Origin of the sequence: Stenotrophomonas nematodicola, assembly GCF_009467805.1 — a bacterium.
GTDB lineage: Bacteria > Pseudomonadota > Gammaproteobacteria > Xanthomonadales > Xanthomonadaceae > Stenotrophomonas > Stenotrophomonas nematodicola.
This window is the reverse complement of the sequence record NZ_WIAY01000001.1, coordinates 1,011,014-1,035,572: the sequence shown is the minus strand read 5'-3', so window position 1 is coordinate 1,035,572 and position 24,559 is coordinate 1,011,014. Positions and strand designations below refer to the sequence as shown.

The 24,559-nt window shown below is 66.9% G+C and carries 16 protein-coding genes; 8 read left to right on the top strand and 8 right to left on the bottom strand.

What is annotated here, in order from left to right:
* Window positions 1–68 precede the first annotated feature (68 nt).
* The 8 genes from GDJ08_RS04900 to GDJ08_RS04865 all read right to left on the bottom strand — a co-directional run bounded on the left by GDJ08_RS04900 (window position 69) and on the right by GDJ08_RS04865 (window position 6,742).
* Window positions 69–1,067: a magnesium and cobalt transport protein CorA gene (locus GDJ08_RS04900; protein WP_153164387.1), complete on the bottom strand. Its 999-nt coding sequence runs from the start codon at window positions 1,065–1,067 to the stop codon at window positions 69–71.
* 15 nt (window positions 1,068–1,082) lie between these two features.
* A complete protein-coding gene (locus tag GDJ08_RS04895) occupies window positions 1,083–2,345 on the bottom strand; it encodes a lipoprotein N-acyltransferase Lnb domain-containing protein (protein ID WP_153164386.1) in 1,263 nt (420 codons plus the stop codon).
* Window positions 2,346–2,353: 8 nt separating this feature from the next.
* Complete coding sequence (locus tag GDJ08_RS04890; RefSeq protein WP_017357078.1) at window positions 2,354–3,235, bottom strand: CorC family transporter; 882 nt, start codon at window positions 3,233–3,235, stop codon at window positions 2,354–2,356.
* A gap of 64 nt (window positions 3,236–3,299) precedes the next feature.
* The gene (locus GDJ08_RS04885; protein ID WP_051008651.1) at window positions 3,300–3,860 is read right to left on the bottom strand and encodes a hypothetical protein; all 561 of its coding nucleotides are present in this window, start codon (window positions 3,858–3,860) and stop codon (window positions 3,300–3,302) included.
* 75 nt (window positions 3,861–3,935) lie between these two features.
* Window positions 3,936–4,643, bottom strand: coding sequence for a hypothetical protein (locus tag GDJ08_RS04880; RefSeq protein ID WP_136004175.1), 708 nt, complete (start codon window positions 4,641–4,643; stop codon window positions 3,936–3,938).
* A 3-nt stretch (window positions 4,644–4,646) separates the two neighbouring features.
* A complete protein-coding gene (gene ybeY, locus GDJ08_RS04875; RefSeq protein WP_017357081.1) occupies window positions 4,647–5,132 on the bottom strand; it encodes an rRNA maturation RNase YbeY in 486 nt (161 codons plus the stop codon).
* Between the two features lie 56 nt (window positions 5,133–5,188).
* A complete protein-coding gene (locus tag GDJ08_RS04870; protein WP_165699758.1) occupies window positions 5,189–5,719 on the bottom strand; it encodes a hypothetical protein in 531 nt (176 codons plus the stop codon).
* A gap of 39 nt (window positions 5,720–5,758) precedes the next feature.
* Window positions 5,759–6,742, bottom strand: coding sequence for a PhoH family protein (locus GDJ08_RS04865; RefSeq protein WP_153164385.1), 984 nt, complete (start codon window positions 6,740–6,742; stop codon window positions 5,759–5,761).
* A 602-nt stretch (window positions 6,743–7,344) separates the two neighbouring features.
* Here GDJ08_RS04865 and GDJ08_RS04860 point away from each other — a divergent pair.
* The 8 genes from GDJ08_RS04860 (at window position 7,345) to GDJ08_RS04825 (ending at window position 24,554) form a co-directional block, all read left to right on the top strand.
* Window positions 7,345–10,572 carry a type VI secretion system Vgr family protein gene (locus GDJ08_RS04860; protein WP_229296442.1) on the top strand — a complete coding sequence of 1,076 codons (3,228 nt, stop codon included), beginning with the start codon at window positions 7,345–7,347 and terminating at the stop codon, window positions 10,570–10,572.
* Window positions 10,573–10,575: 3 nt separating this feature from the next.
* Entirely contained in the window at window positions 10,576–13,911 is a 3,336-nt protein-coding gene (locus GDJ08_RS04855; protein ID WP_153164384.1) for a phospholipase D-like domain-containing protein, read from the top strand.
* Window positions 13,908–15,533, top strand: a complete 1,626-nt coding sequence (locus tag GDJ08_RS04850; protein ID WP_229296441.1) for a hypothetical protein — start codon at window positions 13,908–13,910, stop codon at window positions 15,531–15,533. The genes GDJ08_RS04855 and GDJ08_RS04850 overlap by 4 nt, the downstream gene beginning before the upstream one ends.
* 693 nt (window positions 15,534–16,226) lie before the next feature.
* The gene (locus GDJ08_RS04845; protein WP_153164383.1) at window positions 16,227–16,637 is read left to right on the top strand and encodes a hypothetical protein; all 411 of its coding nucleotides are present in this window, start codon (window positions 16,227–16,229) and stop codon (window positions 16,635–16,637) included.
* 90 nt (window positions 16,638–16,727) lie between these two features.
* Entirely contained in the window at window positions 16,728–20,108 is a 3,381-nt protein-coding gene (locus GDJ08_RS04840) for a phospholipase D-like domain-containing protein (RefSeq protein WP_229296440.1), read from the top strand.
* Complete coding sequence (locus GDJ08_RS04835) at window positions 20,105–21,745, top strand: hypothetical protein (protein WP_153164381.1); 1,641 nt, start codon at window positions 20,105–20,107, stop codon at window positions 21,743–21,745. Before GDJ08_RS04840 ends, GDJ08_RS04835 begins: the two co-directional genes overlap by 4 nt.
* A gap of 98 nt (window positions 21,746–21,843) precedes the next feature.
* A complete protein-coding gene (locus GDJ08_RS04830; RefSeq protein ID WP_153164380.1) occupies window positions 21,844–23,484 on the top strand; it encodes a hypothetical protein in 1,641 nt (546 codons plus the stop codon).
* A 98-nt stretch (window positions 23,485–23,582) separates the two neighbouring features.
* The gene (locus GDJ08_RS04825) at window positions 23,583–24,554 is read left to right on the top strand and encodes an HlyD family secretion protein (RefSeq protein WP_153164379.1); all 972 of its coding nucleotides are present in this window, start codon (window positions 23,583–23,585) and stop codon (window positions 24,552–24,554) included.
* Window positions 24,555–24,559 lie beyond the last annotated feature (5 nt).

The window sequence follows — 24,559 nt, the reverse complement described above, 5'->3', positions numbered from 1 at the left end:
GAGGTGGCGGCCCGCAAATACTGGAACGGGCGTGGCCGGCATCTGCGGGAGCCGGCCAGCGGCCGACACTACAGCCAGCGTACGCGCTTGAACAGGCGGTACAGGCCCACGCAGACCGCGCCCACGCCGATGATCATCGCCGGGTAGGCCCACGGCTTGTCCAGTTCGGGCATGTGGGTGAAGTTCATGCCGTACCAGCTCGTGATCAAGGTCGGGGCCGCGAGGAGTGCGGCCCACGCGCCCAGGCGCTTGACCGTCTCGCCCTGGGCCAGGGTCACCAGCGACAGGTTCACGCTCAACGCGGTGCCCAGCATCTCGCGCAGGGTGTCGATCACATCGCTGATGCGCACGGCATGATCGTGCACGTCGCGCAGGTACAGCTTGACCTCGTCCGGCACCAGTTCGCCCTGGTAGCGCTTGATCTGCGAGAGCATGTCCTGCAGCGGGGCCACGGCCATGCGCATCTTGTTGAGGTCACGCTTGAGTTCGTACAGCCGCACCACGGTCTGGCGCTTGTAGCGGTCGGCGAAGATGTCCTTCTCCAGCAGCTCCAGCGTGTCGCGGTAGCGCTGGGTGATCGGCAGGTAGTTGTCGACCACGAAATCCAGCACCGCATACAGGCAGTACGAGGGCCCCATTCGGCGCAGCAGCTCCGGCTCACGTTCCACCCGCGCGCGCGGCGCGGCGTAGGACAGCGACGCGCCGTGGCGCACCGTGACCAGGAAGCGCGGGCCGAGGAAGGCATGGGTCTCACCGTATTCGATGCGCTCGTCGACCATCTGCGCGGTGGTGACCACCACGAACAGCGAATTGCCGTACGCCTCCACCTTCGGACGCTGGTGCGCGTTGCGCGCATCCTCGATGGCCAGCGAGTGCAGGCAGAACTCTTCCTGCAGCTTCAGCAGCACGCGGTCGTCAGGCTCGTACAGGCCCACCCAGACGAAGCCGTTGCCGCTTTCGATCACGTCGCTGATCGCATCCAGGCTGATGTCGAGGCGCTTGCCCTGGTCGTCGTAGTGCACGCAGTTGATGACGCAGGCGGGATTGGCGATCGGGACGGTCTGCATGGCGGGCATCGTGCGTCAGCGGGTCGTGACGGGCAAGTCACGGCGGCCCAGTGCCCAGGCCAGGGCGATGTGGATCGGCAGCAGCAGCACGATCCACTGCAGGTTGTACTGCGCCTGCAGGGTCAGCCAGTGCAGGACCAGGCCCAGCCCGGACAGCAGGGCCACCGCCCACAGCACGGCGCGGAAGCCGCGCCACGGCTGGCGGCCGCGCAGCAGGCTGATGGCGCCGGGCAGCAGCAGCAGGCACAGCGGCGAGAGCTGCAGCAGGTTGCGGTTGGCCCACGCAGCCTGGTGGGCACTGAAGCCCCACAGGTAGGTCAGCAGCGCACCGGCAATGCCGCAGAACAGCCAGAACGGCAGCGCGATGCCGCCCAGCCAGCGCCGCCGCGCACGCAGCGCCACCACGCCCGCGGCGGCAATCAGCCCACACAGCAGCCAGGGCCACCAGCGGCGTGCCGATTCGGCCGGCTCCGGTGCGATCCGGTGCGGCAGCAGCACCTGCTCGGCCTGCACCAGCGGGCGACCGTCGCTGTTGCGCGCCTGGCGGAGCGCATCGGCCAGGCGCATCGGCACGAACGCTTCCTGCCAGCGCGACAGCGGCGCATCGGCGAACGGTCCCAGACCGATATCGAAGCCCAGCCACATCCAGGGCGACGGCGAGGCCAGCCGCACCGATTCGCTGCGGTAGGTGTTGCCGCGCGAGCGCCCGGACAGCTGTGAATGCAGTCCGCCGCCGAGGGCCTGGTCAACCGCGTCGCGCACCATCGTGGCGCAGTTGGCGGTGTAGTAGTCGTAGTGGTAACGCGCATTTTCCGGCTTGGCGCGCTCGGCCAGCGAAGCGGCCAGTGCGCGCGCCTGCTGCGGGTTTAGGTCCAGCCACTGGATGCTCGCGCCGCGGCCGCTGTCGCGGTAATAGGACAGGTCCTGCTCCAGCGGCAGCGCCACCAGGTAGTACATCATCTCGCCGCGCACGAAGCGGCCGATGAAGTCCGGTTCGGACGGATCGAAGTAGCCGAAATTGTAGGAAGTGGCCGCGCCGGTCACCGGGTCCACCACCACCAGCGCATCGTGGCCGAAGCGCTCGAAGAAGATCTCGCCCGGCTGCATGGTCACCACGCCGATGCGCGGTGCGGGCGTGGCAGGGTCAGCGGCGACAGGCGCCGGCGGCGGGGCAGGGGCCTCCTGGGCCAGCGCCATCGACGGCAGGCTGGCCAGGGCAAGTACCCACGACAGGAACAACAGGCGGCACAACGGCCACCGCATCAGCAGGGGCCGCATGGCGTGGGTCAATCCTCGTCCTGTACGTCGGGGGCCAGCACGGTCACGTGGAAGGCCTGCACCCGGCGCGCATCGGCACGCGCCACCCGGAACACGAAGCGGTCCAGGGTCAGTTCGTCGCCGGTTTCAGGCAGGTGGCCGATGGCTTCGGTCACCAGGCCGCCGATCGTGTCGTAGTCATCGTCGGGGAAGGCGGCGCCGAAACGCTCGTTGAAATCCTCGATCGGGGTCAGCGCGTCGACCACGTACTGGCCGTCGGCCTGGATCGCGATCTGCGCGGTGTGGTCCTCGGCCTCGTCATGCTCGTCGTCGATCTCGCCGACGATCTGCTCCAGTACGTCCTCGATGGTGACCAGCCCGGCGACACCGCCGTACTCGTCGACCACGATGGCCATGTGGTTGCGCGAGAGCCGGAACTCTTTCAGCAGCACGTTGAGCTTCTTGGCCTCGGGGATCAGCACTGCCGGGCGCAGCAGCTCCCGGATGTTGGCCGGCCCGTTGTCGGCCACCACGCCGCGCAGCAGGTCCTTGGCCAGCAGGATGCCGAGGATGTCGTCCTTGTTGTCGCCGTGGACGGGGAAGCGCGAATGGCCGGATTCGACCACCTGCTTCATCAGGTCCAGGAAGGGCGCTTCGACCGGCAGGGACACCATCTGCGAACGCGAAATCATCACGTCGCCGACGGTGAGCTCGGCCACCGAGATCGCACCTTCCATCATGCGCAGCGTGTCGGCGGCGATCAGGCCGTCTTCCTGTGCGGTGTGCAGGACCGCCACCAGCTCGTCGCGGGTGTGGGGTTCGCCGGAGAAGGCAGAGGTCAGGCGTTCCAGCCAGCTGCGCTTCTTCTCAATGTGCTCCACGGAGGAGCTGCTACTGTCGTCTTCAGACATCTCTGGAAAAAAGGCACCCGGCGAGCCGGGCGTTGGATTTAGTCTAGCAGGATGCGCGGCGCTGTCAGCGCCCCCCGGCAGGGGCCGCATTCACCGACGGGACGGGCAGGGCGGGTGGCGGTTCCGGCGCCTCCTCCTCCGGCGGCAGATCCAGACTGTAGGTGCAGCCGGCAAGGGTCTTGCCCGGGTGGCTCTTGACCGTGGACAGACTCAGGATCACCGACTCGATCTGTGCCTCGCCGGTCCTGGGGTCGGTCACATCGCGACTCACCAGCTCGCGGCCGGCCATGAACTTGTCCGGGCTGTCGACCGCGGTCTCCAGCGCCAAGCTGCCGGCCAGGGGGCGAGGGTCGGGCAGGTCCAGGATCGCCATGATGCTCGCACCGGCCACGGCGACGTACTCGGTGCGCTGGCCGAACACCGTCAGCGGGGCGGCCAGGCGGAACTCGGTCATGAACTGGTTGGTCTGCGGCAGTGGCTGCAGGCCGCTGGCCACCGCCTTGAGCGGGTCGGCGACCACCGGGGCCACGGCGGCGTAGTCGGCCACGCTCTGGCGGCATTCGATCAGGGCCGGCAGGTCCAGCGTGGGGGTGGCGCCGTCGGCGGCCAGCGGCAGCAGGCCCATCAGGCCGGCCAGCGCGGTGGAAAGGTGGGGCATCACGAGGCTTCCATCACAAACGACAACGGCGACAGGCGCCGATCATGGCATTCCCGCCGTCGGCGCAGGGGCGCGCCGCCAGCGGCCCAGCGCCCAGCCGATCGCGGTCAGCAGCAGGAACAGCAGCGTCCAGTGTGACAGCCAGGCCTGCACGTTCAGCGCGCCTGCCGCGATCTGCCACAGCGTTGAACCGCCCTGTTCCAGCTGCACGGCCGCCGGCGGCAGCAGGCGCACGCACAGCACAGCCAGGCCGAACAGGCCACCCAACTGGACGGCACTGGCGCGGAAGAACGGCTGCTGCTCCGGCGTCGGACGGCCACGATGCAGCGCCCGGTACACCGTGCGCCATGCCGAAGGTGCGGTCAGTACGGCGAGCAGGCCGAGCACCATCAGCGCACTGACGCCGCCCGGGCTGTGGGTCGGCTCGGACGGACCCGCCAGATACCGGGGCAGCACGAATCCGACCACCTGGCTGGCCGCCAGGCTGGTGGCGCAGGTCAGGGCGATGGCGAGGCGGACGCGTCGCTGCGTGGTGGCGCTCAACCGCGCCCAGGCGGCCCGCCAGCCACGACGGGCCGGCGCCAGCAGGGCGACCGCCAGCACGGCCAGCACCGCGCAGATACCGAAACGCACCCCGCCCAGGCTCGACGGCGCCATCAGGAAAACCAGCGCGCACCCCAGCAGCGCCAGCACGAACAGCGCCGCCGGCCAACGCGCGGGGCGGCGGTCGAACAACGGTTCGTCGCGCATGGCTCAGCGCTCGCCGGCGTAGGGGTCGGCGATGCCGAGTTCAGCCAGGATCTCGCGTTCCAGTTGCTCCATCGCATCGGCTTCCTTGTCGTCTTCGTGGTCCCAGCCCAGCAGGTGCAGCACACCGTGCACGGTCAGGTGCGCGTAATGCGCGTTCAGCGCCTTGCCCTGTTCCACGGCCTCGCGGGCCACCACCGGCGCGCACACCACCAGGTCGCCCAGCAGCGGGAACTTGACCCCCTTGGGAAGGCCCTCGGGCACGTCGGCGGGGAAGCTCAAGACGTTGGTGGCGTAATCCTTGCCACGGTAGTGCCGGTTCAGCGACTGGCCCTCCTTGGCATCGACCAGGCGGATGGCCAGGTCGGCTTCACGGATGCGGCCCTTCAGCGCGGCGGCCACCCATTTGCGGAAGCTCACCGCCGAGGGCAACCCGGCACGGGGCAGGGCGTAGCTCACGGCGACATCGAGGCGGACAGGACCCTTGGTCATGGCGATACCGGCATTTCAGAACAGTCAGGAACCGACAGTATCGCGCGTGCGGGCCGTCACTGCGACGTCCAGTCCGGTGCCTGGTAGTGGATCGGAATGACATCGGCCCCGACGGTGTGTTCGGCGATGCCGGCCGCATCGGCCGAGAGGTGGCAGCTGTACCCCTTGTGCGCCATCACCTGGCGGCTCAGTTCGGCAGCGGACTGCGCCGGTGTCGCGTTGACGTCGAGGTTGATGGTCGCGTTGGCGCAGCCGCCGACGTTGACCACCTGCATCGCCGGCACCAGCGCGCGCGCGGCACGGCCGGCGAGTGCATCGTCGGGCGCCATCCGCCCGGCGGCATACACGTACACGTTGACCACCACGTCCGGCTGTTCCTTCAGCCGATACAGGAAGCTGGCACCGGCCAACCGCTTGTCGGGATCGTAGCTGCTGCGTTCCAGGGTGAAGCCGCCGGCCGCGTGCGGGGCAACGACATAGCGGGTGTCGACGTATGCCTGCGGTGCCGCCGGCGCTTCGGCGGCTGCCGTGGCTACTGCCGCAAGCGACAGCAGAACGAAGACGAGCCTCTTCCGTGGATCAGGCATGGCACTCCCTGTGCGCGTGGCGATAGAGCGGGTCTGCGGCTACTCCGCGCCCGGTTTCACCTGCTGCAGGTCGCGGCGATCATAGGCGCTGACGATGCGCGCCACCAGCGGATGGCGCACCACGTCACGCGCCTCGAAGAAGGTGAAGCTCACCCCTTCCACGTCGCGCAGCACCTCGATCGCGTCGCGCAGACCGGACTTCACGTGCTTGGGCAGGTCGGTCTGGGTAAGGTCGCCGGTGACCACCGCAGTGGAGCCGAAGCCCAGCCGGGTCAGGAACATCTTCATCTGCTCCACGGTGGTGTTCTGTGCTTCATCCAGGATCACGAATGCGTCGTTGAGCGTGCGTCCGCGCATGTAGGCCAGCGGCGCGATTTCGATGATGTTCTTTTCCAGCAGCTTGAGCACCTTTTCCACGCCGAGCATTTCGTACAGGGCGTCGTACAGCGGGCGCAGATAGGGGTCGACCTTCTGGCTGAGGTCGCCGGGCAGGAAGCCCAGCTTCTCGCCGGCCTCGACCGCCGGGCGCACCAGGATCAACCGCTGCACGCGCGATTCGTTGAGCGCCTCCACCGCACTGGCCACGGCCAGGAAGGTCTTGCCGGTGCCGGCCGGGCCGATCCCGAAATTGATGTCGTGGGTGGTGATCTGGTGCAGGTAGCGCGCCTGGTTGGCGCCCCGCCCGCGCACGGTGCCGCGCTTGACCTTGATCGCCACGTCCTGGGCCTCGTACGCGCGCTCCACCACGTGCTCCACGTTGGCCCGGTTCAGGCGCAGGTGGATGGCATGCGCATCGAAGCTGACCTCGGCCGCTTCGGCAAACAGCGCCTCGATGAGCGTCTGCGCCTCCTCGACGACGGCCTTCGGGCCGGTGACGCGGAACACATGCCCCCGGTTGGCGATCTCCACCCCGAGCTTGAGCTCGATCTGGCGCAGGTGTTCATCGAAGGGGCCGGCCAGGTTCGCGAGCTGCTCGTTGTTCTCCGGGGCCAGGGTGAAATCGCGTTGGGACAGTGCGGTCATTGCGTCTGGCGGCCCTCGATCCAGGGACCGGGCCGCGGGCAGGGAAAGGGGCTACAGAGTAGCGCGCGCTCCGGGTGCCTGCCAGCGCCGCCGGTTGTCCACATCGGGTGTGGAGGTCTCGTTGGCAAAGCTGTGGATATCCATTGGCAGCCCTTGTGCGGGCAGGCGGAAACAGCGGTGGTGAAAAAACCGCCGGTCGCGTCGCCGGTTGTCCACACAGGATGTGGACCTGGAGGCGATCAACCTGTGGATAGCATGGCAAGCGCCTTGTGCCGCAGGGCATGTGGCCGGGTGGTCAGGAAATGACCAGCACAGCCCCGCGCGTGAGGCGGATTCGCGTCAGGGATTTCTGACTTTGGCGTAAGAATTGCACTAAGGGTTTCACCGGAACCCGTGCGGGGCGGCCATCTGCGATATTCTTGCGCCGGGCAGACCGGTCGCCGGATGCGCTCATCGCACAGGGGGTGCGTGGGCCATCCCGGGTGCGACGCTGTTCGCAGGACATGGAGGTGCACGATGGCAGTCCACGAACCGGACCGCCGTGGTGCACGTTGGTTTCGGGACCAATGAGTCGGCCGGATGGCCGCGAATGGACGGGTACGATGCAGGATGCAGTCGCAGTGTTTTCCGCGCTGACGGGCGTGGCAGGAATGGACGGGGAAAGCCGTCCGCATCGCCTGGCGCTGGCCGCCGGCGCGCCGCTGCTGGTGGAGCGCTGGTGGGGTCACGAGCAGTTGTCGGACGGCTTCGAATGGTGGGTCGATGTCCTCGCCACCGATGCCGATCTGGATCTGGATGGCTGGCTGGGCACAACGGCCACGCTGCGCTCGCGGCAGACCGGTGGCCACGACGCGGTGCGCAGCGGCGTGGTCCGCGAAGCGGCCTGCATTGCCGCCGATGGTGGCCTGGCCCGGTATCGCCTGTGTCTGGTGCCTTGGACCTGGGCGATGGGCCAGGGGCGGCACAGCCGGGTGTTCCAGGAACGCACGGTACTGGAGATCCTGCAGAGCGTGTTCGAGCCGTACAGCGCGCATGCCGCCTGGCGGGTCAGCGATGAAGTGGGGGACTTCCTGGCGGCAGTGCCGGCGCGCAGCTACTGCGTGCAGTACCGCGAGTCGGACCTGGACTTCATGCAGCGCCTGCTGGCCGAGGAAGGGCTGGGCTGGCGCATCGAGGAGGACGAAGGTGCTCCGGCCGGCCACGCGCTGGTGGTGTTCGCCGACAGCGGCGCGCAGGCGCAGGACGCCACTGCCGAACGTGACGGTGGGCTGCGCTTCCACCGCAGTGATGCCACCGAGGCCACCGACAGCGTGCTGGCATTGGGCCGTACCCAGCGTGTCGGGGTGACCCGGCTGGTGCTGGCCAGCGACGACTACGTGTCGCGCCAGGCCCGCCAGGGGCAGACCCCGGTGCTGGCGGCGCAGCAGGACGGCACCGCACTGGAAGACTATGCCCCGGTGGGCGCCTACGCCTTCGCCGGCCGCGCCGCGGCCGAGCACTACAGCCGCCTCGCCGCGCAGGCGCACGAATCGCGTGGGGCGTCCTGGCTGGGCAGCAGCACCGCGCCCAGCCTGCGCACGGGGACGTGGTTCGGCGTGCGCCAGTGGCCGATGGCCGACCGTGGCGGTACCCCGTCCGTGCTGGTGACCCGCGTGCTGCATCAGGGCAGCAACAATTTTCCCACCGCCACGCGCGAGGCACTGCAGCAGCGCCTGGGTGAGCCGATGCCGGCGTCGAGCGGCACCGATGCAGAGCGCTTTGCCCGCCTCCAGGCCCGCGCCGAATCGCTCGGCTACGCCAATGCGTTCGACGGCGTGGATCGTGGCCAGCCGTGGCGCCCGGCGCGCGAGGATGGCACCGGTCTGCGCCTGAATCCCCGTCCCATCGCGCCGGGTTACCAGACCGCGCGCGTGATCGCGGCCGATGGCAGCGACACCGGCGAGGTGTCCTGCGACACGCTCGGCCGGATCAAAGTGCGCTTCCATTTCCAGTCCCCGGGCAGCGGCGACGACGGCAGTGCCTGGCTGCGCGTGGCGCAGCGCTACGCCGGCCCGGGCGTGGGCAGCCAGTTCCTGCCACGCGTGGGGCAGGAGGTGCTGGTGGCCTTCCTCGAAGGTGACATCGACCGGCCGCTGGTGGTCGGTGCGCTCTACAACGGCCGCGGCGAAGCCGGCGTTGCCCCGACCCCGGCCGGCGCTTCGGCGTCCTCCGATCTTGCGGCCTATGCGCAGGCAGGCGACACCCGTCCCAGCGCGCAGGGCAACCTGGCCGGTGGCCACGCGCCGGCCTGGCATGCGATGGGCAAGGGGGACGACGCGCACCGCAACGCCGCCGCGCTGTGGGGCATCCAGTCGCGCGAGTGGCATGGCGAAGGCCATTCGCGACTGGTATTCGACGACAGCGATGGCCAGCTGCGGCTGCAACTGGCCACCACCCACGCCAGCTCCCAGCTCAACCTCGGCCATCTGATCCACCAGGCGGACAACTTCCGCGGCAGCCTGCGTGGCGAAGGCAACGAACTGCGTACCGATGCGTGGGGCGCGGTGCGCGCGCGCGCCGGTCTGTGGTTCACCGCCCAGTCGCGTTCGGCGCAGGCACCGGCCGGCGAAGCGGCGGCGCAGGCCGCCCTGCTGACCCAGCTGCGTGACCTTGGCAAGGCACAGGACCAGGCCGCCAGGACACATCGCAGCGTGGTGCTGGCCAGCCATGCCGGCGTGGCGGGGCAGGGCGACGAACCCGCGCCGCTGGCGCAGCTCCTGCGCAGCACCCGCACCACCGTCGGCGGCGACGCTTTCGACACCGGCCGCACCGATGCGCCGGCGTTCGCCAGCGATGCCGGCCCCGGCCGCCTGCCACACACCGGCGAGCCCACGCTGGGCCTGTCGGCCAGCGCCGGCATCGCCCAGGTCGCCGGGCAGAGCCTGCAGTGGGCGGTTGGCGAGGTGCTTACCCTGGCCAGCGGACTGGCCTCCGAAGGCATCGTGCAGGGCAGCGCCCGCCTGCACGGCGGCCAGGCGCTCGGCGCGCTGGCCGCCACGATGGGCACGCCAACCGGCAACAGCCTCAGCGTGGTCAGTGGCCTGGGCGAGCTGGTCGTGCAGGCCCAGGACAACCAGATCCTGGTGCAGTCGCGGGCCGGCCTGCGCATGGCCAGCGCGTCCGCCGCCGTCGAACTGGCAGCGCCGACCACGCTGCACGTGGCCACCGCCGGGGGGGCAAGCATCACGTTGGAAGGCGGCAACCTGACGGTCACCTGTCCGGGCACCATCACCGTCCATGCCGGCAGCAAGTCGTTCGTCGGCCCGACCAACCTGACCTACCCGCTGCCGACCATGCCGCGCAGCGAATCGCCCGAGGTGATGCCGACCTTCGCCTTCCGTCTGCAGGATATTCCCGGCCCACAGGGCGTGGCGCTGGCCGGCCAGCCGTGGAAGATCGTGCGCACCCGGCAAGCCGCTACCGACACCCCCGACAACCTGCACGCGGTGGACGCCGACGAGTGGGTGGAGGTGCTCAAGGAGGGCAGCGCCGACGGCGACGGCAAGGTCGCGTTGGACGATGCCGACTGCAAGGCGGTCTGGGATGCGGTGGCCCGCTTCCCGGGGCGCCTGTATCTGGTGCACGGCATCGACGCGATCCCGCTGCAGATGCGTCAGTTCAGTACCGGCCCGGGTGTCCGCGAGATGGTGGAAACCCTGGATGCCAACAACTACAGCAAGGACCTCCAGCTGCTGCCCGACAGCGACGCGCTGCGCGCCATCCGCCATCGGATCGAGTACGAGTTCCAGTCCCAGTTGACTGCTGCGCCCAAGCAGCGCAAGGAGATCTGAGTCATGGCCGATGGGACCAACACCAGCACCGTCGCGCGCAACGCGCTGACCTGCCAGACCGGCCAGCAGAGCACGTCCAGCCGCGACTATTACGCGCCTGCCGACCGCCAGTTCGCGCCGATCCGCGAGGGCAACGCGGTGCAATCCTATACCGACGGCCGTTCGGCCATGCATGCGATGGCCGAGGCCATCCGCGGCGCGACGAAGTTCATCTTCATTGCCGACTGGCAGATGAACTTCGATACCGAACTGACGGGGCGAGGGGATCGCGAGCACCGCGGGCGCCTCAGTGAACTGCTGTTCGACGCCATCAACCTGCGTGGCGTGGATGTACGCGTGCTGCTCTACGACAGCATCGAGGCCGCTGCCTACACGCACGAAAACGAAGCCCGGACCGCGCTGTACAAGATGCGCGATGAGAACACCCCGGGCAACATCGAAGTGGGCCTGCACAACCCGGCCACCGGCCGCTCCGACGCGTTCAACATCGCGTTCTCGCATCACCAGAAAATCCTGGTGATCGACGGCAAGATCGGTTTCGTCGGCGGTCTGGACGTCGCGCATGGCCGCTGGGACGATGGCAACTTCGACGTGGTCTGCGACCCGGCGCTGCATGTCATCAACGATCACTACAACAACAGCGTGACAAAGGCGCGCGGCATGACCCAGGACGAGTGGGAGCTCACCCGCGACATCATGGATACCGGCCCCGACGCCGCCGGGCGCAAGCGCCCGGGGTTTGCGGCGGCCTATCTGCCCAACATGGCCACAGCGATGGACCTGCTCAAGGAGCAGTGGGAGAAGGGGGCCGCCCTGGCGGAAATCCTCGACTACGCCGACAAGGCCGGCATTCCCGACGCCGCCGAACATGCGGTGACCGAGAAGATCCGCGGCCTGGTCATTCCGGGTTACTCCACCGCCACCAGCCTGGTCCAGACCCTGGGCACCCTGCTGGAGGGCATCCAGAAAAGCCTGGCGCAGGCCGACCTGAAATACTCGGAGGTCCTCGCCTCCGGCAACCGCAGCTACGACGAACTGGGCAAGGGCAATGTCAGCGGCGCGGCCGACCATGCCTTGAATGCGGCCAAGGCCTTCGTCGACATCCAGGCCAAGGGCTTCATGGCGCGCTGGGATGAGCTCAAGGCAACCGTTGAGGCCGTCCGCGAGACCGGTGGCAAGGTGATCGACCGGGCGGGTGACTACATCGATGATCCGTCGGAAATCGGCAAGGACGTGGACAAGCTCAAGGCAGCCGCGCTGGATGCCCTGCAGAAGGCCAAGGATGCGTTTCTCGCCTTCGAGAAGTGGCTCAACGAGCCGATCGACCGTGCGCAGATGCTGCTCGATTCCGGCCGCCACGCGCGCATGCCCTGGCAGGACGTGCATGCCCGCCTGGAAGGCCCGGCGGTGTTCGATATCTGCCGCAACTTCATGCACCGCTGGAACGCGATGGTCTGGCAGAACCAGCGCGGCGACCGGGCGGCGGGCCAGAAGATCCGCGACGCCACCAATGCGGGCATCCGCACCGCCAACCGCATCGGCGCCGCCATTCCCGAACAGGTCTCGTTGGCGCGCGGTCGCGAACTGACGCCGCTGTCGGGGAAATGGCTGGAGGCGATGGGTGGGCGGCAGGCACTGTTCGGCGACGTATCGCGACGCGGCACCGCGGGTGGCATCACCGTGCAGGTGGTCCGCTCGTCCGGTACAGCGCTGCATACGATGGAACGCGACGCCTGCAGGGAGCACGGCCTGGACATGAATGATGCCGGGTTGAGCCCCTACTGGGACCGGAACCAGCCCATGCGCTCCATCCAGGATGCGATGCTCAACTGCATCGAATCTGCGCAGGCCTATGTCTATGTGGAGACCCAATTCCTGATTTCAGACTGCGGCTTCTCCGATGCCGAACCCGGGCGAAAGCTGGACACCATCATCAGCGGCGGCCGTCGCGGCGAATTGACGCCGGCGCAGGACAAGAAGGCCAAGATCGCCGACCGCGGACTGGGTGCCACCCAGGGCGTCGCTGATCGACTGGGGGCTGGCAACGCGATCAAGGACATCCGCGAATTCCGGCAGGGCCAGCCGTCCGCCGCGCACAACAAGCTGGTCGCCACCCTGGCGTCGCGCATCATCAAGGCGATCGGCTGCGGCCAGGACTTCCACGTCTACGTGACCTTGCCGGTTCACCCGGAAGGCAGTCTGTTCGATGGCGCGGTGCTCAAGCAGCAGTACTGGGTGCAGCAGAGCCTGCTGCGGGGGCGCGACAGCCTCATCCGGCAGATCGCGCGCGCGCTGGTGGCACGCAAACTGAAGATCCGCCGCGAGAGCGTGAGCGAAGCCGATCTGCGGGCAGCAGTCGCCGAAGGTGGCTGGAAGGACTACCTGACGATCCTCAACCTGCGCAGCTATGGCGTGTTGAAGGACACCAACCACGACAGTTACCGCAGCGCGCCGCCCACCGCCGAGGGCAGCAACGCGAATCCGCCGCTCTATCTGGTCACCGAACAGTGCTACGTGCACTCCAAGCTGCTGATCGTCGACGATGCGGTGGCCATCATCGGCAGTGCCAACTGCAACGACCGCAGCCTGGAAGGCACCGGCGACACCGAGATCGCGGCCGTCATCGTGGACACGGAAAACAGGGTGCGCAATCTGGGCAATGGCGCGATGGTGGTGACGCGTACGTTCGCGCGCGACCTGCGTCTGCGGCTCTGGAAGAAGTTCCTCGGGAAGTCCATCGAGACGGGGGCAGTGCCAGGGCGTGTCGCCAAGGACCAGGGCTACACCAACATGGCGGGGAGCGCCTATCACCCACCGATCCGGCCGAACGCGGACGACGTATCCTTCATCGAACAGCCGGCCAGCCGTGCATGCTGGACCGCGATCCAGAAGCTCGCCGATGCCAATGCGGCGGCGTTCGAAGAGGTGTTCCAGAACGTGCCGCGCAACAGCATGGGCACCTACGATGCGGTGTTCCAGGGCTTCGCCACGGCCGGCATGGACGAGAAGCGGGAGAAGGTCCGGCGCTACATCTATGCCCAGCCATCCGATCTGCAGGCCGGCTACATGTCGGTGCCAAGTGTGATGGACGGCGAGGTAACCCGAACCGTGGGGCGGCACAATGTCAGCAAGGGCCTTGCACGACTGCGCGATGGTGCAGCGGCGGTAAAGGGGTTCTGGGTGACCATGCCGCTGGAGTGGGGGCACAACATGGACGACCCGGCCGCCGCAATGCCCAACCAGATCATTGCCGCCGTGCCGACGCACCGCGGCATCAACGACGAAGGAACACGCATGGCATCGGTCAACCCGATCAAGACGGGCACGGAGCAGGTATGAGATTCAGGCGCTGCGTGACGGGGGCGGTGTCGATCGCACTGGGAGCGATGGCGTTCCAGGCGACGGCCGCCTGTACGGACCGGACCGACCCGCTGGCGTCGCCCGTCGCAGGTGTGACCCTGGTGTTCAACGACGGCGCCGCCGCGCGGGTAGCGCTGCAGCACGGCCAGATCCAGGAAGACGGCCGTCTGCGGCAGCCGGCATTGGTGCCGTCCGCCGCCAGCCTCCCGGCGGGCCGGTTCGGTCCGGCCGAGGGCCAGGTGGTCTATCTGGAATCGGACGACAAGGGCGGCCGGCGCGTGTGCCGGCTGGAGCAATGGGAAAGCCGGGTGTACAGCCCCCTGGAGCGCGCGCAACCGGATGGAAAACCCGGTCTGCGTCGCGACCCGGCCGGCAAGGTGCAGGCGGCTTCCTCGCGTCCCATGCCCGGGCAGCAGCGAAATCCGATCCTGGCCAAACTGACTCCCCACTACTTCATGACCCGCGTCGATGCCTTCTTCTACGACGCGGGTGGGCACCTGGTCGAGGCGCGCATGCATGAGACGCCGGAAATCACGGTGGCCAGCAATCACGCCGCGCGCTCGGTGGTGGCTGACCGGTTGACCTTCTGTGCCCGCTACGACGCGCAGGGGCGGATGACGATGGCCAGCGGCCCGAGCGAGGCAGTGAGCGTCCAGCCGGGTTTCCAGTGCAGCCAGGTCGCGCCGGACACGGCGGCGATGACCACGTATGCCTATTATCCCGACGGTACGCTGCTGTCGCAGCTTCGCACCCCGGGTCCCGGGCAGGCGGACGACGACACGGCGTCGCAGCCGCCGAGCGCGCGCGGTCGAGGGCAGGGCAACGCGTGGCTGAAAGACAAGGACGCCAGGCGCCAGGAGGCACTGTTCAATTTCATTCCGAAGCAGGGCATCTACACGTTCGCCACGCATGACATGGGATTTGCCACCTTCGATGCCCAGCCGCCTTACGAGCAGCGCAGCACGGATGGCAGCGCCAAGCTGGCATATGACTTCCCGACCCAGCCTGTCCCGCTCTCGGTCATCGACGATCAGTTCGCCTCGCTCGACAGATACCCGCGCATCCGCACCTACCCGCATCGCAGCGGTTCCACGGTAATGGAGTTCTTCGATGCCAACCGCCGCGCACCGCGCCAGCGTCAATGGCGCGGTGCCGACCTGAACCGCCAGGAGATGTACGGCGCGGACGGCAGACTGACCCGCGTAATCCATTACGGCGGCATACCGCAGGAGGTTGCCCGGGAAGATCTCAAGCGCTACGCGGAGAGCGGCGTACTCAAGGTCACGCCCACCACCAGCGGTTACGCCAGCTATCGCGTCTACGACTACGACGCCAAGGGCAAGGAAAGCCTGGTCTTCGTCTGTTGGCAGCACGATGTGCCGAGCAACAGGCCGCTGCGCCACTTCCCGTGGTGGACGCCCGATCCCACGCCAAAGCGCAGCAAGGAAGATGCCCTGATCTACGGCATGAAGAACGTCGCCAACCGCTGCGGCACGCCGGACGGAAAGATGCTCATCCAGGGGCTGGCGCAGATCAATGCGTACATGGCCAGCCAGTACGGCTACGACGTGGAGAAGCTGAGCTACGACGAGGTGCGGTAAGGCATCGCAGGCACATCGACCCGCACCGGAGACGAGATGGCTTGGTCTGCATCAGCTGTGAGCGTGAAGCCCGGTGTGCTGGGTCTGCTGGTGGTGGCACTTTGGGCTACCTCGGCGCGGGCCGGCGCGGCCTGCTCGGACCGCGCCGATCTCCTCGCTTCGCCCGCGAGATGGCAACGGTGGTCAGCGTGTGTGCCGACTGGAACAATGGGAGAGCCGTGCCTACAGTCCGATGGAGCGTCCGCGGCCAGACGGCACGCCTGGCCTGCGTCGAGACGAGAGCGGCACCATACGGGCAGTTCCTTACGGATATGACGTGGAAACGCTGAGCTACGATCAGCTGCGGTGAGGCGCCTGCGTAGGCCCTGAGTACGCGTGACTCCTTGTGCACATGCTCGCACACGCCGGTGCCTTCCCTCTGAGGGCAGGCACCGGCGTGCCCTGCCTGGCCGGCATCACGAGGCCTCGTGACCAGGTTGAACGCTGCTGCTTGATGACCCACGTAGGCGTCCTTGGCCACGACGCAGTGGATGCCCGCAGCACGCCCGAAAGAGGTGAGACGCCGAAGGCCGCAATGGCCCGTCAGGAGATTCTCCTGCCAGACGCGTCCCCTGCAGCGCGGCTGGGCCGCGTACGGCGACGATCCCGATCCCGGTCTTCTGCCGAGACGGCAGCGTGCCGTCGAATCCGCGCATGTCCGGGTCTGCCCTGGCCGATGACGACACCCCGTCGCGGCAGCAGGATCATGCGACCTACAGCGGCGACGACCGCTGCAATGCCTGCGATTGCGATGAAAAAGGGCAGGCAGCCCGCAGCCGTCATCCGCTGGCAGCACGACATCCCCGGCAACACGCCGCTAGGCTCCTTCGCGCGATAGCCGCTGAACTGCACGCTCGGGCGCTGCAGCCATCACGCGCTCATCCACTGCATGAACCGCGCCGCGACTCGTCGCGGTACGCCGGACGCAACAGGCTGTCCCGGCGGCCGGCACAGGTCGACGAATACAGCGGCAGTCAGTTCGGCCGCAAGGCGGAGATGTCGCGTGCGGAAGTGGAACGCGAGCCGGTCCCTGTCGGTCTGGCCCGCGTCCACCACCGTTTTTGAAGCGGGGTACAGCAGAAACAGTCGGTACGACGGGGGCAGTTCCTGCCCGGGCTGAACACCAGGCGCGGACGGCGCAAGGAGAGGTTGATCATGGCAGATGGCACGCACACCCATACCCGTACCGTCGCGCACACTGCGCTGACGTGCCGGAACGGTCAGCAGGGCACGTCCAGCGGGGACTACTACGCGCCGGCAGAGCGGCAGTTCGCACCGGTGCGGCACGGCAATGCCGTGCAGTCCTTCACCGATGGCTGTTCTGCCATGCATGCGATGGCAGAGGCCATCCGCCGGGCGAAGAAGTTCATCTTCATTGCCGACTGGCAGTTGAACATCGATACGGAGATGACCGAGTGCGGAGGGGGCGGAGACGGGCGGCTGAGTGAACTGCTGTTCGACGCCATCAATCATCGCGGTGTGGACGTGCGCGTACTGCTCTATGACAGCATCGAGGCGGCCGCGTACACGCACGAGAACGAGGCCCGTATCGCGCTGTACAAAATGCGCGACGACAATACCCCGGGCAACATCGAAGTAGGTCTGCAGAACCCGGCCACCGGTCGCGCCGATGCGTTCAACATCGCCTTCTCGCATCACCAGAAGATTCTCGTGGTGGATGGAGAGATCGGCTTCCTTGGTGGGTTGGATATCGCGCACGGCCGCTGGGACGACGGCAACTTTGATGTGGTCTGCAATCCGGCGCTGCATGTGCTCAACGATCACTACAACAACAGCCTGTCGCGTTCGCGCGGCATGACGACCCTGGAGGTCGATCTCACCCGAGACCGGATCGACGACAGTCTGGAGGCGTGCGGCAGGGTCCGTCCTGGCTTCGCTGCCGCGTACCTGCCGGGACTGGCGATTGCCGTTGATCGCATGAAACAGCAATGGGACGAGGGCGCGGCGCTGTCGGAACTTCTCGACTATGCCGACAAGGCCGCCATCACGCCACTGCTGGAGGAAAAGGGCAAGCAGGTACTCAGCGACGCGATCATCTCAGTGCTTCAGGAAATGGCGGACGTCAAAGGCATCTCCGAGATGATCACCGTCGTGCGGACGGTGGGCGGGGTTCTCAATGCCATCAGGATCGATCTGGACCAGGCCCGGCACCGCTATCGTGAGGTGATTGCCGCCGGCAACCGCACCGTGGACCAGGCCGGGAACGGCGATGTCACAGGTACCCTTGAGGCAGCGTCGGACATTGTGGACGCATTCACGGCCATTCACGCCAAGGATCTGGAGGACTGGATCGCAGGGAAGTCTGCGATGCTCACGCGTTACCGCGGGCGTTTCGTGAAGGGGCTGGATCGGATGATGATCTACCCCGGCGATCCATCCCAGATGGACGCGGACATCGAGAAGGCCAAGGCCAAAGCGCTGGAGAAGCTCGCCAGTGCCAGAAAGAAGTGGGACGACCTTCGCACCTGGCTGGCGACCGACGTAGACCGCACCCAGGCACTGCTGGACAGCGGTCGCCAGCCGCGCATGCCGTGGCAGGACGTGCATGCCTGCATTGAGGGGCCGGCAGTCTTTGATATCTGTCGCAACTTCATGCATCGCTGGAACGCCATGCTGTGGCAGAACCAGCGTGGCGCAAGGGGCGGGGGCAGGGCAGCGGTGGGGGGCATCAATGCGGGCATCGATTGGGCGGCGGAGCATGGGAAGGCGGTACCAAGGCAGACGTCCCTGGGGCGCGGCCTGGAGCTGACGCCCCTGGGTGATGCTTGGTTGCAGCGCATGGGGGGTGCCCAGGCGCTCTTCGGAGACCTGTGCCGTCCTGGCACCGCCGGTGGAGTCAGCGTGCAGATCGTGCGCTCGTCTGGCACCGCATTGCACGACATGGAGCGCAGGGCCTGCCGCAGGTACGGCCTGGACCTGGACGACGGCAGCAATCTGACGCCCTATTGGGAGCGCGATCAACCCATGCACTCCATCCAGGACGCGATGCTCAATTGCATCGCATCGGCCAGGGCGTTTGTCTATCTGGAGACGCAGTTCCTGATCTCAGGCTGCGGCTTCTCCGATGTCGAGCCCGGACGCCCGCTGGACAGGCGCATTCGCGATAGTCGACGCGGTCCGTCCACGGAGGAGGAAGAGACCAAGGCACGGCGGATCACGCGGGGGCTGGGGATGGTGGGTGGGCCGGTGGACGCTGCGCTGCCAGGCACGCCGGTCGCGGACATGCTCGCCTTCAAGCCGGGTGTGCCATCGGCGGCGAGCAACCCACTGGTCGAAGTGATCGCCACCCGTATCGCCAAGGCGATCCGCAGCGGGACGGGCTTCCATGTCTACATCACCTTGCCGGTACACCCCGAAGGCAGCGTGACCGACGGCGCGGTGGTCAAACAGCAGTACTGGGTGCAGCAGACCCTGCTGCGAGGGCAGGACAGCCTGATCCGGCGGATCTGCCGGACGCTGGCAGCCAGGCGCCTGGGTATCCGCGATGTCAGTGTGAGCGAGGAGGATCTGCGTGCGGAACTCCGCCAAGGTGGGTGGAAGGCCTATCTGACTGTCCTGAACCTGCGCAGCTATGGCGTGCTCAAGGACACCAACCATGACCTGTACACCACGGGCCCCCGAACCGCAGGCGGCAGCGAGGCGAATCCGCCGCTCTACCTGGTGACCGAACAGTGCTACGTACACTCCAAGCTGCTGATCGTGGATGATGCGGTGGCCATCATCGGCAGCGCCAACTGCAATGACCGAAGCCTGCTGGGCAATGGCGACACGGAAATTGCGGCGGTGATCGTTGATGGCGAGGCAACGCTGCGTGATCTGGGCAACGGCCTCCACGTGGGCACGCGTGCGTTTGCACGGGATCTTCGGATGCGCCTATGGAGAAAGTTCCTGGGAATGTCGATCGACAGCAGTGAGAAAATGCGGCAGATGGGCAAGCCTGATGGCTACACCCGTGCAGCGGGAGGCGCTTTTCATCCTCCGATCAGCCGGCGCGAAGGTGAGACTCCATTTCTTGCCAAGCCTGCCGATCCCGTTTGCTGGACGGAAATCCAGAGGCTGGCAGACGACAACGCTGCGATCTACGAAGAGGTGTTCAGGAACGTGCCAACCGATGCCCTGCCCCGTTACGATTCAGTGCTCGAAGGGTTTCCATCTGCTGGATGGAATGAAGAGAAGAAGGCAGTGGAGCGCTATGTTCACGCGCAGCCGCCGGATCTCCAGCCGGCCTACATGGCCGCTCCAAGTGTGATGGACGGCGATGTCACCACGGTAGTGGGCTGTCACAATGTCGCGAAGGGGTTGGCTCGTCTTCGTGAAGGTGATGGAGACAGCCGGCCAGCAGTCAGAGGCTTCTGGGTAAGCATGCCCTTGGAATGGGGCCACGGCATGGATGACCCGGCATCCGCGTTGCCCAGCCAACTGATCGCTGCTGCCCCCACCCACACCGGTCTGCACACTAAAGGAACCCACATGGCCTCGGTTCTATCGACCCGCAACGGCAGGAAGCAAGGATGAGCATTGCACGCCGATTGGCGACCGCTGCGCTGCTCACGTCGGTGCTGTCTGCACAGGCGGCTGCCAACTGCTCGGACCGTGCCGATCTGCTCGTATCGCCGGTAGCCGGTGTGAGCATGGTGTTCAGAGGCGACACGCCTGGACGGGTTTGGCTGCAAGGGCCGCAGATCTATGGCGAGGGCGATCTGCGAGTTCCCGCCCTGCGTCCGGCAGTGGTGGATCTGAAAGAGGGCAAGCTTGGTTTCACCGATGGTCAAGTGGTGTATCTGGAGCCCGATGGCAAGGGTGGGAAGCGCGTGTGCCGAACTGAACGTTGGGAAAGCCGGGTCTACCAACCCTTGAGCTACGCGCACCGAGATGACACGCCGGACCTGCGTCGTGACAGAGACAACAAGGTGCGGGCCGTTCCGTATCGCCGCTGGGCAGGCCAGGAGCGGAACCCGATCCTGGCCAAACTGACCCCGTACTACTATATGGCACGTGTGGATGCGTACTTCTACGACCAGGACGGGCATCTGGTCGAGGCCAGGGTGCAGGAGACCGAGGATGTGAACGCACTCCGCCAGCGCTACCCCAAAGAGCTGATGATCGACCGCCTGACGTTCTGCGCGCGGTACAACGCCCAAGGGCAGTTGATCTGGACCACGGGAGGGATGTTCGAGTCGTTGGTCAACGTGCCGGGCGCGCAATGTGCCGGGCTTCAAACCGGGGAGGTGGAAACAACGTCGTATAGCTACCATGCCGATGGCAGCCTGCTGGCACGACTCTTCGTGCCGAAAAAAAGGGATGCAGCCGAGCCCAGGGGCGAAGGGCTTGCACTGGACGCGGACGAGTGGTGGGGGCAGGGTACCGCATGGCCCAGCGCCTCTGTCCCGCAGCGTGAGCGGTTGTCCGTGTATTTCGGCTTTACGAACAAGGCGGGAATCCTCGGGCTGTACACCGAAAACATGGGGCTCGCGGCCTATGACGCGCAGCTGCCGTACAAGGAATTGTTGCGCGATCCGAACAGAAAGCTGAGGTACGACTTCCCGCAGCCGGTTCCGCTGTCCGTCGTTGATGACCACTTCACCACCCTCGACAAGTACCCGCGTGTGCGACGCTACCCGCACCAAAGCGGTTTGAATGTCATCGAATTCTTCGATGGAAACAGTCGCACGCCTCGGCTTCGTCAATGGCGTTCGGTGGAACTCAGTCGCCAGGAGACCTACAACGCCGAGGGAAAGCTGGTCCAGGTGATCTACTCCGGTGGCCGGGCACTTAAGGTCTATCCAGAAGACCTCCAGCGCTACGCTGAAAGCGGCGTACTCAAGGTCACACCCACCAGAAGCGGCTACGCCAGTTATCGTGTCTACACCTACGATGCCAGCGGCAAGGAGAGCCTGACCTTTGTCTGCTGGCAGCACGATGTGCCCAGCAACAGGCCGCTGCATCGTTTTCCGTGGTGGACGCCTGATCCCGCACCGACGCCCACGCGCGGCCGCGAAGCGGCGCTGATCTACGGCATGAAGAACGTCGCCAACCGCTGCGGCAGGCCGGATGGCACGATGCTGATCCAGGGGATGGGGCCGATCAACACGTATATGGCCACGCAGTTTGGATATGACGTGGAGCAGCTGGTCTACGACAAGGGTCGCTGAGGCCGGTGACGCGCTTCCGCCCCCACCCACACCGGTCTGCACACCAAAGGAACCCACATGGCCTCGGTTCTATCGACCCGCAACGGCAGCAAGCAAGGATGAGCATTGCACGCCGACTGGCGCCCGTTGCGCTGCTCACGTTGGTGCTGTCTGCACAGGCCGCTGCCAACTGCTCGGACCGTGCCGATCTGCTCGTGTCGCCCGTCGCCGGTGTGAGCCTGATGTTCACAGGCACTACGGGCCAGTGGGTCTCCCTCTTGGGGCCGCAGACCTATGACGAGGGTACTGTGGATGTTCCCGCCCTGGTGCCGACCGTGGCGGAGCTGAAGCGGGGCATGTTGGGGGCCGCGGAAGGCCAAGCGGTGTATCTGGAGCCGGATGGCAACGGTGGACAGCGCATATGCAGGGTTGAGCATTGGGAGAACCGAACGTTCGATCGGATGCAGCCACCACAACCCGATGGCACGCCGGGGCTGCGTCATGACAGGGAAAACAAGGTGCGGGCCGTTCCGTATCGCCGCCGGCCAGGCCAGGAGCGGAACCCGATCCTGGCCAAATTGACCCCGCACTACTACATGTCACGTGTGGATGCGTACTTCTACGACCAGGACGGGCATCTGGTCGAGGCCAGGGTCCAGGACACCGAGGATGTGAACGCACTCCGCCAGCGCTACCCCAATGAGCTGAGGATCGACCGCCTGGCATTCTGCGCGCGGTACAACGCCCAGGGGCAGTTGATCTGGACCACGGGAGGGATGTTCGAGTCGTTGGTCAAGGTGCCGGGCGCGCAATGTGCCGGGCTTCAGACCGGGCGGATGGAAACCACGTCGTATAGCTACCAGGCCGATGGCAGCCTGCTGGCACGACTCTTCGTGCCGAAAAAAAGGGATGCAGCCGAGCCCAGGGGCGAAGGGCTTGCACTGGACGCGGACGAGTGGTGGGGGCAGGGTACCGCATGGCCCAGCGCCTCTGTCCCGCAGCACGAGCGGAAGCTCGTGTATTTCGGCTTTACGAACAAGGCGGGAATCCTCGGGCTGTACACCGAAAACATGGGGCTCGCGGCCTATGACGCGCAGCCGCCGTACAAGGAATTGTTGCGCGATCCGAACAGAAAGCTGAGGTACGACTTCCCGCAGCCGGTTCCGCTGTCCGTCGTTGATGACCACTTCGCCACCCTCGACAAGTACCCGCGTGTGCGACGCTACCCGCACCAAAGCGGTTTGACTGTCATCGAATTCTTCGATGGAAACAGTCGCACGCCTCGGCTTCGTCAATGGCGTTCGGTGGAACTCAGTCGCCAGGAGACCTACAACGCCGAGGGAAAGCGGGTCCAGGTGATCTACTCCGGTGGCCGGGCACTCAAAGTCTATCCAGAAGACCTCCGGCGCTATGCCGAAAGCGGCGTACTCAAGGTCACGCCCACCAGAAGCGGCTACGCCAGTTATCGTGTCTACACCTACGATGCCAACGGCAAGGAGAGCCTGACCTTTGTCTGCTGGCAGCACGATGTGCCCAGCAACAGGCCGCTGCATCGTTTTCCGTGGTGGACGCCTGATCCCGCACCGACGCCCACGCGCGGCCGCGAAGCGGCGCTGATCTACGGCATGAAGAACGTCGCCAACCGCTGCGGCAGGCCGGATGGCACGATGCTGATCCAGGGGATGGAGCCGATCAACACGTATATGGCCACGCAGTTTGGATATGACGTGGAGCAGCTGGTCTACGACAAGGGGCGCTGAGGCCGGTGGCAACACTGCAAGCCCGCCCGCGCCTCCTTCACGGCTGACCACCGGGTCGCGAGGCAGCATGGTGCGGTCCGCACCGATCGGTACCTGTGATGGCTGCTTCGCTCTGCTCCCGCCTGCTTCGTCTCGGTGTGCCGGCGGCACTGCTGCTCCTCGCCGCCTGCCGGCCGGCGCCGCCCGAGGCCCTGGGCACGCTCGAATGGGACCGGATCACGGTGCCGTCGCCGGCGGCCGAAACCATCGTGGCGGTGTCCGTGCGCGAAGGCCAGCGCGTGCCGGCCGGTGCGCCCCTGCTGCAGTTGGAGACCACCCGCACGGCGGCGCAGATGGCCGCGCTGCAGGCGCAGGCGCAGCGCGCCGGGCAGGCACTGGAGGAACTCGAACACGGGCCACGGGTGGAGGAGGTCGCGCAGGCCCGCGCAAACGTGGCCGCCGCCAGGGCGCAGGCCGTGGACGCAGCGGCGTACTACGCCCGGCTGCAGCCGCTCGGCCAGCAGCGGCTCGTGGCGGCCGCCGACGTGGATCGCGCGCGTGCCGCCGCCGGCAATGCCGACGGCCTCGTGCGTGCGGCCGAGCAGGCGCTGCTGGCACTGGAACACGGCACGCGTGTCGAGCAGATCGGGCAGGGCACCGCAGCGCTGGAGGCCGCGCAGGCGCAGCAGGCCGAGCAGGCCGTGACCCTGCGCAAGCTGGCGCTGGTCGCGCCGCGCGCTGGCGTGGTGGACGCGTTGCCGTATCGGCTCGGCGACCAGGCCCCGGTCGGTGCGCCGCTGGCGGTACTGCTGGTGGGCGAACATCCCTACGCACGTGTCTATCTGCCATCGCCGCTGCGACCGTCGGTGGCCGTCGGCTCGGGCGCGCAGGTGTACGTGGAGGGCCGGGAGACAGCGTTGTCCGGACGGGTCCGCGCGGTCCGCAGCGATCCGGTGTTCACGCCGTACTACGCGTTGAGCGGCGATGACGCCGCCCGCCTGAGCTACCTGGCCGAGATCGAACTGATCGACACCGATGCCGCCACGCTGGCGCGACTGCCGGCCGGGCTGCCGGTGCGGGTGACATTCTGATGGCC

Excerpts from the sequence above, each read along its gene's own strand:
- GDJ08_RS04900 (WP_153164387.1), bottom strand. The coding sequence starts at position 1,067 with ATGCAGACCGTCCCGATCGCCAATCCCGCCTGCGTCATCAACTGCGTG.
- GDJ08_RS04895 (WP_153164386.1), bottom strand. The coding sequence starts at position 2,345 with ATGCGGCCCCTGCTGATGCGGTGGCCGTTGTGCCGCCTGTTGTTCCTG.
- GDJ08_RS04890 (WP_017357078.1), bottom strand. The coding sequence starts at position 3,235 with ATGTCTGAAGACGACAGTAGCAGCTCCTCCGTGGAGCACATTGAGAAG.
- GDJ08_RS04885 (WP_051008651.1), bottom strand. The coding sequence starts at position 3,860 with ATGGGCCTGCTGCCGCTGGCCGCCGACGGCGCCACCCCCACGCTGGAC.
- GDJ08_RS04880 (WP_136004175.1), bottom strand. The coding sequence starts at position 4,643 with ATGCGCGACGAACCGTTGTTCGACCGCCGCCCCGCGCGTTGGCCGGCG.
- ybeY (WP_017357081.1), bottom strand. The coding sequence starts at position 5,132 with ATGACCAAGGGTCCTGTCCGCCTCGATGTCGCCGTGAGCTACGCCCTG.
- GDJ08_RS04870 (WP_165699758.1), bottom strand. The coding sequence starts at position 5,719 with ATGCCTGATCCACGGAAGAGGCTCGTCTTCGTTCTGCTGTCGCTTGCG.
- GDJ08_RS04865 (WP_153164385.1), bottom strand. The coding sequence starts at position 6,742 with ATGACCGCACTGTCCCAACGCGATTTCACCCTGGCCCCGGAGAACAAC.
- GDJ08_RS04860 (WP_229296442.1), top strand. The coding sequence starts at position 7,345 with ATGCAGGATGCAGTCGCAGTGTTTTCCGCGCTGACGGGCGTGGCAGGA.
- GDJ08_RS04855 (WP_153164384.1), top strand. The coding sequence starts at position 10,576 with ATGGCCGATGGGACCAACACCAGCACCGTCGCGCGCAACGCGCTGACC.
- GDJ08_RS04850 (WP_229296441.1), top strand. The coding sequence starts at position 13,908 with ATGAGATTCAGGCGCTGCGTGACGGGGGCGGTGTCGATCGCACTGGGA.
- GDJ08_RS04845 (WP_153164383.1), top strand. The coding sequence starts at position 16,227 with ATGTCCGGGTCTGCCCTGGCCGATGACGACACCCCGTCGCGGCAGCAG.
- GDJ08_RS04840 (WP_229296440.1), top strand. The coding sequence starts at position 16,728 with ATGGCAGATGGCACGCACACCCATACCCGTACCGTCGCGCACACTGCG.
- GDJ08_RS04835 (WP_153164381.1), top strand. The coding sequence starts at position 20,105 with ATGAGCATTGCACGCCGATTGGCGACCGCTGCGCTGCTCACGTCGGTG.
- GDJ08_RS04830 (WP_153164380.1), top strand. The coding sequence starts at position 21,844 with ATGAGCATTGCACGCCGACTGGCGCCCGTTGCGCTGCTCACGTTGGTG.
- GDJ08_RS04825 (WP_153164379.1), top strand. The coding sequence starts at position 23,583 with ATGGCTGCTTCGCTCTGCTCCCGCCTGCTTCGTCTCGGTGTGCCGGCG.